Source organism: Cellulophaga sp. F20128, from assembly GCF_023015805.1.
GTDB lineage: Bacteria > Bacteroidota > Bacteroidia > Flavobacteriales > Flavobacteriaceae > Cellulophaga.
In genome coordinates this window covers 77,083-91,216 of sequence record NZ_JALKBA010000008.1, presented here as the reverse complement: position 1 = coordinate 91,216, position 14,134 = coordinate 77,083, and the positions used below count along the sequence as shown (strand labels likewise).

General features: G+C 35.2%; 15 protein-coding genes. 6 read left to right on the top strand and 9 right to left on the bottom strand.

Going from position 1 to position 14,134, the window contains the following annotated elements; genetic code table 11:
- Positions 1 to 41 precede the first annotated feature (41 nt).
- Entirely contained in the window at positions 42 to 551 is a 510-nt protein-coding gene (locus tag MWU65_RS09775) for a DUF5004 domain-containing protein (protein ID WP_247077431.1), read from the top strand.
- Between the two features lie 54 nt (positions 552 to 605).
- Here the strand turns inward: MWU65_RS09775 and MWU65_RS09770 are convergent, their stop codons facing one another.
- Positions 606 to 1,121 carry a CvpA family protein gene (locus tag MWU65_RS09770; RefSeq protein ID WP_247077429.1) on the bottom strand — a complete coding sequence of 172 codons (516 nt, stop codon included), beginning with the start codon at positions 1,119 to 1,121 and terminating at the stop codon, positions 606 to 608.
- An 89-nt stretch (positions 1,122 to 1,210) separates the two neighbouring features.
- Between MWU65_RS09770 and MWU65_RS09765 the strand changes: the two genes are divergently transcribed.
- From MWU65_RS09765 to pbpC, 3 genes are read left to right on the top strand one after another with little or no spacing between them, the layout of a single operon-like run.
- Positions 1,211 to 1,567, top strand: a complete 357-nt coding sequence (locus MWU65_RS09765) for a hypothetical protein (RefSeq protein WP_247077426.1) — start codon at positions 1,211 to 1,213, stop codon at positions 1,565 to 1,567.
- Between the two features lie 59 nt (positions 1,568 to 1,626).
- Positions 1,627 to 1,935, top strand: coding sequence for an antibiotic biosynthesis monooxygenase (locus MWU65_RS09760; RefSeq protein ID WP_247077423.1), 309 nt, complete (start codon positions 1,627 to 1,629; stop codon positions 1,933 to 1,935).
- Entirely contained in the window at positions 1,919 to 4,291 is a 2,373-nt protein-coding gene (gene pbpC, locus MWU65_RS09755) for a penicillin-binding protein 1C (RefSeq protein WP_247077421.1), read from the top strand. The genes MWU65_RS09760 and pbpC overlap by 17 nt, the downstream gene beginning before the upstream one ends.
- 13 nt (positions 4,292 to 4,304) lie before the next feature.
- On the opposite strand, the gene MWU65_RS09750 is transcribed toward pbpC, so the two are convergent.
- From MWU65_RS09750 to MWU65_RS09725, 6 genes are all read right to left on the bottom strand, one after another.
- Entirely contained in the window at positions 4,305 to 4,682 is a 378-nt protein-coding gene (locus MWU65_RS09750; protein ID WP_247077419.1) for a nuclear transport factor 2 family protein, read from the bottom strand.
- A 10-nt stretch (positions 4,683 to 4,692) separates the two neighbouring features.
- Positions 4,693 to 5,958, bottom strand: coding sequence for a chloride channel protein (locus MWU65_RS09745; protein ID WP_247077416.1), 1,266 nt, complete (start codon positions 5,956 to 5,958; stop codon positions 4,693 to 4,695).
- Positions 5,959 to 6,106: 148 nt separating this feature from the next.
- Complete coding sequence (locus tag MWU65_RS09740) at positions 6,107 to 7,027, bottom strand: VOC family protein (RefSeq protein ID WP_247077414.1); 921 nt, start codon at positions 7,025 to 7,027, stop codon at positions 6,107 to 6,109.
- On the bottom strand, positions 7,024 to 7,884 hold the full coding sequence (locus MWU65_RS09735) for a mechanosensitive ion channel domain-containing protein (protein WP_247077411.1): 861 nt from the start codon (positions 7,882 to 7,884) through the stop codon (positions 7,024 to 7,026). Before MWU65_RS09735 ends, MWU65_RS09740 begins: the two co-directional genes overlap by 4 nt.
- Before the next feature lie 274 nt (positions 7,885 to 8,158).
- Positions 8,159 to 8,413, bottom strand: coding sequence for a hypothetical protein (locus tag MWU65_RS09730; protein WP_247077409.1), 255 nt, complete (start codon positions 8,411 to 8,413; stop codon positions 8,159 to 8,161).
- Positions 8,414 to 8,639: 226 nt separating this feature from the next.
- The gene (locus MWU65_RS09725; protein ID WP_247077407.1) at positions 8,640 to 9,263 is read right to left on the bottom strand and encodes a hypothetical protein; all 624 of its coding nucleotides are present in this window, start codon (positions 9,261 to 9,263) and stop codon (positions 8,640 to 8,642) included.
- 266 nt (positions 9,264 to 9,529) lie between these two features.
- On the opposite strand from MWU65_RS09725, the gene MWU65_RS09720 reads away from it, so the two are divergent.
- Complete coding sequence (locus MWU65_RS09720) at positions 9,530 to 10,585, top strand: PAS domain-containing sensor histidine kinase (protein WP_247077405.1); 1,056 nt, start codon at positions 9,530 to 9,532, stop codon at positions 10,583 to 10,585.
- A gap of 48 nt (positions 10,586 to 10,633) precedes the next feature.
- Here MWU65_RS09720 and MWU65_RS09715 read toward each other — a convergent pair whose 3' ends face one another.
- Positions 10,634 to 11,467 (bottom strand): glycoside hydrolase family 16 protein, encoded by an 834-nt coding sequence (locus MWU65_RS09715; protein WP_247077402.1) that lies wholly within the window; start codon positions 11,465 to 11,467, stop codon positions 10,634 to 10,636.
- 580 nt (positions 11,468 to 12,047) lie between these two features.
- Positions 12,048 to 13,049: an NAD(P)H-dependent glycerol-3-phosphate dehydrogenase gene (locus MWU65_RS09710; protein ID WP_247077399.1), complete on the bottom strand. Its 1,002-nt coding sequence runs from the start codon at positions 13,047 to 13,049 to the stop codon at positions 12,048 to 12,050.
- 161 nt (positions 13,050 to 13,210) lie between these two features.
- Here MWU65_RS09710 and MWU65_RS09705 point away from each other — a divergent pair, with 161 nt between their 5' ends.
- Entirely contained in the window at positions 13,211 to 14,131 is a 921-nt protein-coding gene (locus MWU65_RS09705; protein WP_247077397.1) for a nicotinic acid mononucleotide adenyltransferase, read from the top strand.
- The last annotated feature ends 3 nt before the right edge of the window (positions 14,132 to 14,134 follow it).

Sequence of the window (14,134 nt, the reverse complement as noted above, 5' to 3'; positions counted from 1 at the left end):
TTTTAGCCTCTATATATAAAGAATAACAAATATTGAAAACTATGAAAATTAAAGTATTAAGCGCTTGTTTGGTAAGTGTTTTATTGATGAATTGTTCTCCTAAGGATGACGATTCTAACGGTTGCGTTGAAGAATTTGTAGGTGCCGTATCGGCGACGGAAACATTTTTAGTTGGAGATTGGGTGTTAACTGCAACAGCATCTAATATAGATGTAGATTTAACAGATGATGGGGAAGATAATCCGTCTACAGATGTTTTTGCTCAAAGTACAGATTGTCAAAAGGATGCGGTTTATTCCTTTAATGTAGATAGAAAATACAGTTTTAAAAACGGTTATAGTGCTACTGATTGTGCTCAAAAATTCGAGAATAAAGGTACGTTCCAATTGGCAGGTACTAATTTAAGTATAACGAGTACTTGTGCTCTTTTTAATATTCCTATTGAAGTTAATGGTTCTGAAACAGAATTTACGGTAACTAATGTTGTAAATGTACCTTCAAATGGTCAAACAGTAGCTGCAGTTTTTACATATACTTATACTAAAATGTAATTTTGTATTGTTGATATAGAACCACCTAAGAAAACCTTAGGTGGTTTTTTTTGGTTAAATAATTTCAGGAATTTCAATAGAAATTGTTTCATTTTTCTGCACTAAGCCAAAAACAAACTCGCCAATATCTTTAACTGGCTTGTAGAGTACAGAGGTATTCATAGTTTCTTCTTTTACGAGGTTTAAACTCGTATTAGCCTTATCAAAGAACAGTAATAATGCCCCAACAATAATAGCCATTTTTAAGGCTCCAAATATAGCTCCAGCCAATCTATTCAGTGTGCCTAACATAGCAGCCTTAGCAACTTTCGTGAGTAACTTTCCCACAAGATTTATAATAAGCACCGCTAGAATAAAGGTAAGAATGAACGACGCTATATTTATGGTGCTTTCATTCCATAGCCATTGTTCAGTAATGTAATTTCCAATAATATAAGAAAAATGAAGAGCCGTATAAATACCGAGAATTAAGGCGGCTAAAGAGGCAAGCTCTATAAGTAGTCCGTTTTTAACCCCCTTGTATATCCCCCAAGCGAGTAACAATCCCAAAATAATATCCAAAAAATTCATCGTCTGTGTTTTTACAAATATAGTGTATTGATTTGTACCTTTACAATCTATAAAAACGGTATAAACAGGATACAAAGTGTTAAAAAGTAATGGCAAGAGATATAGAATTAAAAGAAAGATGGATAGTACTGGTAAAGAAATTATCTGCTCAGTTTGCCGATGGTGATCCTTTAGAGTTAGACGCAATTATATATTTGGTTGGCGTACAAGAGTTAGGTCAGTTTCATAAAAAGTATAAGAAAGACGAAAAACTAAATTTAATGCATATTGCAATCTGTAGATTGCTAGAACCGTATGGCTACTATGAATTTGAGATGTTTGATGACGATGGATGGCCACATTATATAATTAAAGAAGAACTACCAACCCTAAAAGCTGGAGAACAAAGCGTTTTAATGAAAGAAGCTTTGGTGCATTATTTTATGGAAAAAAAGTATATAGAATAGGGATGAGGTAATTTAATTATTCCTTTATATAATTTTAAGGATGTATGTCGCAATAGCTTATGAATAATAACAAACCATACTACGCTGTAATTTTTACATCAACACGAACCATTGGAGATAATGGTTATGGAGCTATGGCTACTTTAATGGAGGATCTAGCAAAAAAACAAACGGGATTCTTGGGTATTGAAAGCGCCCGAGAGGCTATAGGGATTACGGTGAGCTATTGGGAAAGTTTGGAGGCTATCGCCAGTTGGAAAAGAGATACAGGCCATAAAATAGCACAACAAAAAGGGCGTACAGATTGGTATACTTGGTATAAAGTGAGAATTTGTAAAGTAGAACGAGAATATGAGTTTACACCCTAAACTACAATCCTTTCGGTTCTGGGGGCTTATCAAGAGAAACCCTATAAAAACTAGTGTGCTGCTAGTTCTTATGGTCGGCTATTACTTTTGTTTGCCAAAACAACTTTTTAGTGCACCAACCGCCACTGTCGTAGAGAGTGCTAATGGAACACTTTTAGGTGCAAAAATTGCCACTGATGGCCAATGGCGATTCCCAAAAGTAGATAGTATTCCTAAAAAATTTGAGCAGTGCTTACTTCAGTTTGAAGATGCCCATTTTTACAATCATTTTGGATTTAACCCCGTGTCTATTGTAAAGGCGATACTACAAAACATTGAGGCGGGTAAAACCGTGCGTGGTGGCAGTACCATTACGCAACAAGTTATTCGATTAGCAAGGAATGGAAAAAAAAGAACTTATGCTGAAAAGGGAATTGAACTTATTTGGGCCACACGCTTAGAATTTAGGAATTCTAAGCAAGAAATTCTAAAAATGTATGTAAGTAATGCTCCTTACGGAGGAAATGTTGTGGGCTTAGAGGTGGCTGCATGGCGTTATTTTGGATTAAAAGCACACCAATTATCATGGGCAGAATCTGCTACTTTAGCGGTTTTACCCAACGCCCCTAGCTTAATATATCCCGGTAAAAATCAACAGAAATTAGTTGTTAAAAGAAATAGGTTGCTCCGCAAACTATTAGATAAGGAAGTAATAGATAGTATTACTTACACCTTGGCTTTGTTAGAAAAATTGCCGCAAAAACCCTATCCATTACCTCAAACAGCCACACATTTTGTAGAATATGTGGCAAAGACAAACAAAGGAGAACGAATAGTAAGTAGTGTTAATGCAAACCTTCAAGCCAATATAAATATGGTGGTTCAAAAGCATTATTCACATTTAAAACAAAACCAAGTGCATAATGCAGCCGTGCTGGTTTTAGACGTACATAGCCGTAAGGTATTGGCATATGTAGGCAACACCAAAACAGATAATGAACATCAAAAAGATGTAGATATGGTACTTGCAAATCGCAGTACAGGAAGTACTATAAAACCGTTGTTGTATGCAGCAATGTTAGATGCCGGTGAGCTCATCCCTACAATGTTGGTCGCAGATATTCCCACTCAAATTGCGGGCTATGCTCCAGAGAATTTCAACGAAGCTTATAGTGGTGCTGTTACCGCTAAAAAAGCATTGGCACGGTCTTTAAATATTCCAGCCGTACGATTGTTACAGACCTATGGATTGCAAAAATTTAGAGATCAGTTGGATTTTTTTCAACTCAAAGGCATTACAAAATCTGCAGATCATTACGGCCTGACGTTAATTTTGGGGGGAGCCGAAAGTAATTTGTTGGATTTATGTAAAACCTATGCGGCTATGGCTTCTACTGTAAATCACTTTAACGGGAGTTCTAGTGAATATTTTACAAATGAATTTGCGTCCCCTATTTTTAAAAAGGATGCTGCTATTGACTTTGGAGAACAATCAACCCAAAAAACCATTTTCGATGCTGCGAGTATTTATCTGACTTTTGAAGCGATGAAAGAGGTTAATAGGCCAGAAGGTCAAGAATCATGGGAGTTTTACGACTCTTCCAAACAAATTGCTTGGAAAACAGGAACTAGTTTTGGAAACAAAGATGCCTGGGCAATAGGGGTAACCAAAGACCAGGTTGTGGGTGTTTGGGTGGGTAATGCAGATGGTGAGGGTAGGCCAAACCTAACTGGCGTATCTAGTGCGGCTCCCATTTTGTTTGATGTTTTTGATATGCTGCCAAAATCTGATTGGTTTTTAAAACCACTGGATGAGTTTAGGGAGATAGAGGTTTGTGTGGATAGTGGGTTTTTGGCAACGAACATTTGCCCAACGAAAACAATTAGCATTCCCACAAAGGAAAATTATGTAAAAGCATGTCCGTATCACCAAATGGTACATTTAGATCGGGAGCAGCAATACCAAGTAAATTCCTCCTGTGAATCTATAGGAAATATAGTGTCTAAACCTTGGTTTGTGCTGCCACCTATACAAGAGTTTTACTATAAGAAGACCAATGCGAGCTATAAATCGTTGCCTGATTTTAGAAATGATTGTAGGAGTGAAAATGCTTTAGTAATGGACTTTATTTACCCTAAAAATGGGGCGAAAATTACCCTTACTAAAAATTTTAAAGGCACCATCAATGAACTGGTGTTGCAATTGGCACACGCCAAAAATAACACAACCGTTTTTTGGTATATAGATGATGTGTATGTAGCGCAGACCTCAGAATTTCACGAAATTGCCGTATTGCCTAAGGCGGGAAATCGTAAAATTACGGTAGTAGATGAGTTAGGGAATGATGCCGTAGTTTGGATTACGATATTAGATTAGTTTTTTTATTCTTTCAGTACATCGTATTGGAATGCATAGATTCCTCGGGTATTTGCTGTATACTGTCCCAATGTTCTACAATTTTTCCTTCTTTATTAAATCGAAAAAAATCCATCGTAATATATTCATCATTTCCAGGCCATATTTGGTGGGTGTGCAATGCCACCAGATTTCCCTCTGCTATACTGCGAACAAATTGAATGGATTTATTGGGGAATTCGCGTTGCATGCGATTAAAATAATCAATGAAAGGCTGTTTTCCATCGCCTACCATAGGATTGTGTTGGGTGTATGTATCACCTACATATAATTGCACAGCCCGTGTTGGATTACCCTCATAAGCGGTTTTATAAAAGGCAATTGCATTTTTCTTGTTTTGTGCTATATTCATTTTCTTAATATTATTGCTCCTTTTGGGAACTTATAAATGGTATTCTTGGCGCCAAGAAGTACCCTGTGAGACTCGCAAATAGGATGGGAATAAAATGCCCAAAACCGGTTAGTGTTGCAAGTAAAATTGTGGTACTCATAGGGGTTCGGGTTACACATGCATTAATGGCAGCCATACAACTAACTACAGCTAGAGTTAGATTAATTGCAGGAAATAATTTATGAAAAATTAGACCCAAAGTGGCACCTACAAAAAATAAGGGAATGATAAAGCCACCTCTCCACCCTGATGTTACCGTAATTGAAATGGCAATGATTTTAAAAATCAGGATAGCCACCAATAAAGCCAACGAAAATTCACTGGATAAGAGTTCGTTAATCTCATGATGACCAAAATAACGGGTTAATGGAAAGTAGTAGGCTATAATACCCAATAGAATTCCACCTGTTAATGTTTTGAGATAAATAGGAATGGATCTATATTCAAAAATGGATTTAAAAAACCGGGTACTAAATATAAATCCCCATCCAAATGCTGCCCCAATAATAGCGAATAAAACGGCATATCCGAAATCAAAAATTCCAGAATATTCATAGGTAGATAAATCCCAAATTGGACCTAATCCCAATTGAATAATTACTGCAAATACCAAATAACTAAAACAGCTTGCTACTAGAGCAGGGATAATCGCTTTGTAGTATTCAGCAGCATGTTTGTGATGCAGAATTTCTAATGCAAATAAGCTTCCGCCTAACGGAGCTCCAAACAATGCTGTAAAGCCAGAAGCCATTCCGGCAATGCTTAACGATCTCAATTCCTCTCCCTTAAGTCTAAATAGTTTTCCAATCCAAGTCCCAGTAGAACCTGTTATTTGCACCAAAGGAGCCTCTGGTCCTAGGCTTCCTCCAGATGCCACGCATACCAAGGAGGAAAGAATCATTGAGGGGTTGTTTTTAGGATCGAGTTTCCCTTTATTAAACCGGATATTGTTTACGATTAAATTTATTTCTCCTGGGTCACCAAAAAAATGAATAACTAGGCCTGCCAAAAGGCCACAACTTGCCATAACAGGAATCACCTGCCACCCATTAAAAAATGCTAATTTGTGCATTAGAAATTCCAATCCAATCCAATACGCTCCTGCGATTACTCCACCAATTAGTCCAAGTAATGCCCATAGCAAGAAAGTTCTACTAAAAAGGAATGGATTAAACCGTATGGGTTGGTCTAATAGGTTTAGATAGGTTACTAATTTTCTTCTTCGCTTTAATTTCACGGTATACCCTTTATGCTACAAATTTAAGATTAAACATAAATTTTTTGGGTTTTGATTTCTATTTTTTTGGGAATGAGTTTATGGATGGAAAGATCTTACTAGCTAGGCATCAATCTCTGATACTCCTTGTTTAGGCATTACTGCCTTGCTATTTTTCAAGTTTTTTTATACATGCTTCTCTAATTTCCCAAACTTTTTCAAAGCCTAAGGAAATAGCGGATACCTGTAGCCACTTTTTTAGATAATCTTTATGAAATTCAACTTTAAAAGTGTTTACCTGTTCTGGTTCAATTTCAATTTCTTCTAGTAGATCATTTGTTATATGTTCAAGAGACGCATTGGCTGTTGTTAGGTCAATCCGTTCATTGTTGAGTTTTAAATAACAATGGGCTTCTGGGATGTATTTTAATCCGCTTTTAACAATGGTTTGCTCTATTTTTGGCGTATTTAAATGATTCATTTTATACACGCCTAAAAATAGCTTTACATTTTCAATTTTATTTAGAGCAGCCACTTTTTTTAGAAAGGAATGTTTTGAACTACAACTTCCTTTCATTTCGTGCAGCACCAACGAATAATCGTGTCTATTTTGATTTCGTCCATAGGGCAGGTCTTTCGTAAAATCAATCAATTCACTCCAAGTAGCTATTCCTTTTTCACGGACCAAAGCTGTCAATGGATCATTGGAACTAAGCGGGATATGTTTTACAGAAAAAATTATTTTAAAGCCATCAGGATCGGAAATCATAATCCCATTTTTATGCCAATACGGATTTTTAGGAACTTCAATTTTAATACAATTTTTGTTGATTTTCTGTCTTATGGCAGATAATTCAACCTCAGAATTGACATAGAAAACAAGGATATCGTCTCCGTCAAATTTATGATCTGGTTTGGTGTTTGACCTCGTGAATTCAAGATGCCAATTTAAATTAGGGTGACCTAAAAAAATACCGTCATAGGTTTGGTGATTTTGAAATTCACCTAATTTTTCAAGCCTGACAATTTCGGTGTAGAATTGTTCAATTTGCTGTAAGTTGGTCGTATGTCTTGCGTATCTAAGTGTCATTCTGCACGCTTCTTTTTTAGTATTTCAGTAGGATTAGATTTTATATGTAAATCCATTTGTGGGAAAGGAATGGAGATCTGATGATTATCAAATTTGCGACTAATGCTTCTGCGGATATCACTTTTCACTTTACTTATTCCAAATATATTCTGACTGTAAAATAGAACTTGAAAATCTAATGAGGAATTACCGAAATTTACCAAACGTGCTTCGGTGCTAGCACCATCAGAATTAGCTGGATGCTCAGAGGCACTTTCTTCCAAAATTTGTACAACTAAATCGATATCACTGCCATAGGCAACCCCAACATCAATTCTAAAGCGTGCTTTCATCGTCTGGTGACTCCAATTTATTACTTTATCATTTGTAATCAGAGAATTTGGAATGATAATGGAAACATCATCTGTGTTTAAAGCCTTGGATGTGCGTAGCCCTATACTTTGTATCTTAACAATATCACCGTCTATTTCTAACACATCTTCAATTTTAATAGATTTTTCAGAAAGTAGAATTATTCCAGACAAAACATCGTTAAATGTTTGCTGTAATCCAAGGCCTACTCCTACAAGCAGGGCGGCAGAACCGGCAATTAAAACCGTTAATTGTATGCCAAGCGTTTCTAAAATGAGGCCTATGGCAACAATCCATAGTACATATTTAATAATTTGAAGTATCGCATATTTAGTTCCTTTGTCAAATTTACTATTCCTATTGCTTAATAGTGCTTTTCTAATGACGACTAGAATTAGTTTGGTGATCAATAAAATAAGGAAGATGGTCACTAGTGTATATACACGGATTGTAAAATCACCGACACTAATCAACTCTAATTCTAGAAAATGTTTAACTGTTTCCATAAGGCGTTGTACAAAAAATTCACGAAGGGCAAGGTGTGTTAAGTTTTACGATACCCCTGGATTATTAATTACTTTTAAGTTATTATTTTGTAAATGTATGGCAATTAAAGATAGCTCATTCGTCATTTATAATGGTTATTGCTCTTATATTTTCGGTACCATTTGCAAACAGGATAGAGTCCTATGACCAATAGAATCCAAATCACATACACAACACCATACTCTTGTAATTCTAGAATGATAAGCCATATACCGTGCTTTAGGAGCCAAAGACTCAATTCTTTTTTACTGCTTCGTTGTAAAACAAAAAAGGCGGAGGTGCCCGCCAAAAACACAAAAAAGGGGGCACAGAAATGGGTAATGAATCGGGTAAAAATAATCCTGTATTGGTTTGGAAAAGGTCTATAGGATCAAAAAAATAGGCGTCAAAATGAAAATAATCTCGTACGTGATCCAACACCATAATAACCGTTACTAACCCCCTTAAGAAATCTATGGAGGTTACTCTACTTTTGGTTGGTGCTTTCATTTGATTACTTGTTAGCACTAGGCCTTTGCTTTAGCATTCCAAATTTTTACTGCCAATTGTCTTTGCTTTAAAAGTAGGGTGTAAAAGGATACTATATTTTAAGTATAACTACTAATTGTCAATAAGATAGAAATAAAAAAAGTAATCAATTAGGTTGTGGGAACACTCCTTTTTTTACGTATTTTTTTGCTGTGTAAAGCGAACCTAAATCAATTTTATAATTAAATTAATCTAGGTAATACAGGGCTTCCAGGAATTTTTTAGAGGCTGTTTTTTCTTTTTTGTCAGATTTTAATTCTTTTAACACCCCTGCCACCTTTATTTTTTTCTCTGGGAGCTTGGTAGTCCCTTTTGCATGTGCAATTAGGAAACTTTGGGCATGGGCTTCATCTCTAATTTCATACACATCATATACATCTATTATGGGTACCATTGAAAATGTAGTTACCTTTCCGGAGACAATAGGAATCATTATAAATCCAATAAAATTAGTTTTAGATTCCGTTAACTTAGGAACACCTGTGAGGATGGTATTTGATGCTAGTATTCCCTTATTTTGGGCCTCAGAGGGCAACAGTTCTATAGGTTTGTACTTTGTATAAACCATTTTCAGATTTTCGTCTAATTTTGAAATAATACTATTTTGTTGTTCAGTATCTAAGTTAGAAATTGACAACTCAAGAAATAAAATCATTTGTTGTTTGTCGTAGAAAATTCCACCAACTTTTCCCAATTCAGATTTTGATATTATTCCGTCATCGGCCTTTGTAAGAATATTGTAAAACCGGCCGCCGTTATCTAAGGTAGAAATTGCTTCAATAGTAGATTTATAGGGTTCTATTTTATTCATAAAATTTTAGGTTTTTTGGTTAGCCTTAATTCTGTTTTTTGAATTTGGAACAGAATTCTGGTGGTTGGCTACACAACTTTAATTGCTTTAGTGCTTGTTAAAGTATTAAAATTCCTTAGATATAAAACAAATAAATACCTAAATTTAGACGTTATCAATTGTATAAAACCAAATTAACCAAGTCAGAGGGTTGATTCAAAAATAAGAAAAGATTGAACCTACTACAAGAAATGAGGAGGAATAAACCTCCCAAAACAGTACAACCCATGAGTCTTAAGCTAGCACCTTTTTTTGATCTTTCTGAGGATTGCCTCTGTATTGCTAACTATAAAGGTTATTTTGAAAAAATTAATCCAGCTTTTGTAAAATTATTGGGATATTCTGAAGCGGAGCTAAAGTCAATATTAATTTCAGAATTAATTTACCCAGAAGATAGGGAGCGTACGGCAGCGCACAGAAGAAACCTAAAAAAGAATGTGTCGCTGATTAATTTTGAAAACCGATTTGTGTGTAAATCAGGAGCAATAGTTTGGCTTCATTGGACCTCAATTCCGGTGGAAAATGAGGAATTAATTTATGCAATTGCCAAAGATATTACTCATAAAAAAGAGCTTGAGAACGATCGTATCTCGCATTTGAGTGAGCTTTCACAGGTTAATGAAAAGTTGAAGCAGCTTAATTATACAACCTCTCATGATTTACGTTCCCCAGTGAATAATTTAATATCTATGGTGAATTTAATCGACTTAAATAAAATTGATGACGAGGATACATTGGAAATTCTTAGTTTTATTCGACTTTCTGCAGAAGGATTAAAGTCTTCCTTAAACTCCTATATAGATGCGTTTAAACAAAATGATAGTCGGAGTGAAAAACTGGAAATAGTGAGTTTTGAGCCTGTTCTTCAAAAGGTGCAAAAATCTATAAGTGCTTTGATAGAGAAGGCTGAGGTAGAATTTGATGTAGATTTTTCAGGTTTGGAAAGTGTGTCTTTTAATTCAACCTATATGGAGAGTATATTTTTAAACTTCATAACCAATTCCATCAAATACGCACAACCTCATGTTTCGCCTGTTATCTCAATTCGGACCGATCATAAAAATGGGGAGAAAACGTTAACCTATTCTGATAATGGACTTGGTTTTGATATGGATAAAATAGGGCATCTTATTTTTAATTTAAACCAAAAATTCCACAACAATGAAGATAGTAAAGGTGTTGGTCTTTATTTAGTCTATAGCCATATTGCCAACCTTGGGGGTAGTATTAGCGTAGATAGCAAGGTGAATGAAGGTGCTACTTTTTCTATAAAGTTTAAGTAATAGATGCTATAATCAACAGTGCCCTTGTTCGCAGAATTAACTAAAAAATTACTGGTATACTTTTACATAGTCAACAATCATTTGTACAGGTAAGTCTTCTGATGTTACTTTTCCAACCCAGGACCCTCCTAGTTGTTGATCAATTAAAACATAAAAGGGTTGGTCATAGGGCCATTGTGAAGGGTCAACACCTTTAACTCTCGGATAGGTAAAAGTTACTTTATCATTTAGTGTAAAAACTAATTTATCTGGATACCACTCTAGGCCATAGGTATTAAACTCAGAAACATCCAACTCTGCAGTTCCAGAATGTGGCGGGTTGTCTTTTTGATGTAGTTCTAGGGTATAGTAGGAGTGGGTCGTTTGATAGATAATATCATCAAAATTGAGGTGTTCCATAATATCGATTTCTCCATTTTTAGGATAGGCTCCATATTTTTTTTGCTCTGCTAACATCCACATTGCGGGCCAAGCACCTTGTGCGCTCTCTAGCTTGGCATGTATTTCAATCTTTCCGTACTGAAAGGCAAACTTTCCTTTGGAATATACTCCTCCGGTTAAAAATGGTCTTGGATCACTTAGAGTATCTGGGTTAATAATTCCTCTTAAATACAGTTTTCCTTCAGATAGGTCATAGCATTGTTCGTCACTGCTCATATGCTTGCCCCAGTCTGCTCCATTGGGTGGGATTTTTGTCCATTTTGTGGTGTCTAATTCCGATTCATTAAAATTGTCTTCCCAGATAATTTTCCAATCCTTTTTCTCCCGGCCATTTTTTTGAACATAAATGTAGGAATCAACAATTTCCGAAGGTTCCTCGGAGCATCCTACAAACAAGACTGCTATAAGGCAATGGGTTAATATCCACCAGTAGTTTTTCATTTTTTTTTAAATTGAATAGGTTAATGTTATCTCGTTGTAAAAAATAAGGATTGCTAGTTTTTGGTTTACCAACCCTAATTTACGGATAAAAGTCCAACTGTTTTTACTATGGCCTAGTAATATTCCATTCCGTTGATAATGCTGAAGAAATTAAATATTTTTCGTATCTTGTAATTATGAGCTTACCAAATGAATTTTTCGAATTACTTATTCCAATTATTCTGGTTTCTGTTGGCTTGGCTTTAGTTGCTTACTTGACAAAAAACAGTAGGAATTTTAGAAGTAGTAGAAATAAAAAGGCAAGGAATCAGTTTTAGGGCGATAAATTTCTTGGATTCAAGGTGCGTACTTTTTTTCAGTAGCAGGACAGAGAATTTCAGGATGGTGATTTATTATGCTCCTTGACTAAAAATGTCCATCTAACGAATTTTAGGTTAGTAGATAGGCTTTTCTTATTATTCCTCACTTGTATATAGACCGTATTCATTATCACTTTACCCTATAAAAGGATAGTCACGGGAGCTTTAAAAGCAATTGAACACCTTATGTTTTATTTAAAATTTTTTATGGTTAGAACAGATTAATCCAGCTTCTCCGTTAAATTTTTAAACACCTTTTTAGCATTTTTACCTTCATATAATACGGCATACACGGCATCAATAATTGGTGTTTTAGTCTTTTTTGTGTGTTTTTCATTTAATAAATATGCACTTTTAGTAGCGTAATAACCTTCGGCTACCATACTCATTTCCATCATAGCACTTTTAACGGTATAGCCCTTGCCAATCATGTTGCCAAACATTCTGTTTCTACTAAAAACAGAATAGCCAGTAACCAATAAATCGCCCAAATAGGCAGAGTTATTTATATTGCGTTTCATATGATGTACCCGTTTTATAAAACGTTTCATTTCTCTAATGGCGTTACTCATAAGAACACTCTGGAAATTGTCACCGTATCCTAAACCGTGGGCCATACCCGCTGCAATAGCGTAAATATTCTTTAATACAGCGGCGTATTCTGTGCCGATGATATCATCTGAGGTTTTTGTTTTGATATAATCACTACTTAGCTTATCTGCTACTAATTTTGCCTTTTCTTCATCTGCACTGGCAATGGTTAAATAAGACAAACGTTCTAAGGCAACTTCTTCCGCATGACAGGGCCCAGTGATTACCCCAATATTGGTAAATGGAATGTTATAGGTTTCGTTAAAATGCTCCCCCACAATTAAACCTGTTTCTGGAACAATACCTTTAATGGCCGAGAAAATAATTTTATCCTCTAAAGATACAGTGAGTTTGGCAAGTTCAGTTACCAAAAACGCGGAAGGGATGGCAAAAATTAATACGTCTGCATTGTTTACTGTCGCATTAATATCTGCGCTTAATTCTAGTTTTTCTACATCAAACTCTACCGCACTTATATAGTTAGGATTGTGATGGTGTTCTTTTATATAAGCAATGGCCTCTGTATTGCGCATGTACCAATGTACCGAACTTAAATTCTCGGTGAGCATTTTTACAATTGCAGTAGCCCAACTACCACCACCTAAAACAGCAAATTTCATATCATTTTTCATACCTAGTAAATATAGCAATCAAAAGTAATTAAAAAAAGTGCCACCCTTAAAGATTCGCCTTCCTGTTCTTTAAAAATTGAAAAACACTTCTGATAATCAAGCTGTTATAATTTATGGCATGGCCTTTGTTTTACCCCTATTAAACCATAATACTTTTAATTATGAAAACAAAACTACTATTTGGAATTTTAATGATGGGAACCTTAGTTTCCTCTTGTTATACGGAGGTCTTTATTGAGGACGATTTTATAGAGACAGGAGTATCCGTAGATGCTGCGATACACGCCTATGACCTTTGGTATGTAGATATTAATGAAACCACAGGAAATGGTGAAGTGCCTTTTTTACAACGTGCTTTTACCATTACGTTTGATAATGGTAGCATATATGCCAACAATAATATTGTGGGTATAGGAAAAACTGGAGGTGGTTATGGAATAGAAATTGGTTATTTTGATATTATAAACGGAGGTATTCGAGTGAGGCATATTGCAGATGGAAGCTGGCCGTTGGAGGTTTATGTTGTAAATTCTAAAACCATAGAACTGTATGATGCCTCTTCAGATACTTCTTATTTTTTAAGAGGATACAATCAACGTACGTTTAATTATGATACTGTTTTCTACGATAATATAAAATATTTTTTACAGGAGTATGATGCTTGGGAAAAAACCTATACGAGCCAAGAAGGTGCTCTCAACGATTTTGATGCCGAAAATTATTTGCAATTTTTTTCCACGCCTACTAATGATGTATTTAAATCCTCTATAGATGAAAATAATATTCATGTTTCTAATCTAGTATGGGATTACGAGGGTGATTATCAGGTATATGATATAGAAAATGATGCCACCTTAAAAACATTGACCTTAGATTATGGGTATTTGGGAGACGATTATTTTGAGTTGTATGTGATAAATGATAGCACTATAGAATTGTATCATCCTAATTCTGGCACAATTTATGAGTTTAAAGGAAAAGGATATATTCAGTACTTGAAATCTGGAAAATCTACTAGTGAAAAGAAAAGAGTAAAGTCTACAAACAAGGTTATGCGTGTTACTAGGCAAAGAGTAAAATAAAAG

Excerpts from the sequence above, each read along its gene's own strand:
- MWU65_RS09725 (WP_247077407.1), bottom strand. The coding sequence starts at position 9,263 with ATGAATAAAATAGAACCCTATAAATCTACTATTGAAGCAATTTCTACC.
- MWU65_RS09765 (WP_247077426.1), top strand. The coding sequence starts at position 1,211 with ATGGCAAGAGATATAGAATTAAAAGAAAGATGGATAGTACTGGTAAAG.
- MWU65_RS09715 (WP_247077402.1), bottom strand. The coding sequence starts at position 11,467 with ATGAAAAACTACTGGTGGATATTAACCCATTGCCTTATAGCAGTCTTG.
- MWU65_RS09705 (WP_247077397.1), top strand. The coding sequence starts at position 13,211 with ATGAAAACAAAACTACTATTTGGAATTTTAATGATGGGAACCTTAGTT.
- MWU65_RS09770 (WP_247077429.1), bottom strand. The coding sequence starts at position 1,121 with ATGAATTTTTTGGATATTATTTTGGGATTGTTACTCGCTTGGGGGATA.
- MWU65_RS09775 (WP_247077431.1), top strand. The coding sequence starts at position 42 with ATGAAAATTAAAGTATTAAGCGCTTGTTTGGTAAGTGTTTTATTGATG.
- MWU65_RS09750 (WP_247077419.1), bottom strand. The coding sequence starts at position 4,682 with ATGAATATAGCACAAAACAAGAAAAATGCAATTGCCTTTTATAAAACC.
- MWU65_RS09740 (WP_247077414.1), bottom strand. The coding sequence starts at position 7,027 with ATGACACTTAGATACGCAAGACATACGACCAACTTACAGCAAATTGAA.
- MWU65_RS09730 (WP_247077409.1), bottom strand. The coding sequence starts at position 8,413 with ATGAAAGCACCAACCAAAAGTAGAGTAACCTCCATAGATTTCTTAAGG.
- MWU65_RS09735 (WP_247077411.1), bottom strand. The coding sequence starts at position 7,884 with ATGGAAACAGTTAAACATTTTCTAGAATTAGAGTTGATTAGTGTCGGT.
- MWU65_RS09710 (WP_247077399.1), bottom strand. The coding sequence starts at position 13,049 with ATGAAAAATGATATGAAATTTGCTGTTTTAGGTGGTGGTAGTTGGGCT.
- MWU65_RS09720 (WP_247077405.1), top strand. The coding sequence starts at position 9,530 with ATGAGTCTTAAGCTAGCACCTTTTTTTGATCTTTCTGAGGATTGCCTC.
- pbpC (WP_247077421.1), top strand. The coding sequence starts at position 1,919 with ATGAGTTTACACCCTAAACTACAATCCTTTCGGTTCTGGGGGCTTATC.
- MWU65_RS09760 (WP_247077423.1), top strand. The coding sequence starts at position 1,627 with ATGAATAATAACAAACCATACTACGCTGTAATTTTTACATCAACACGA.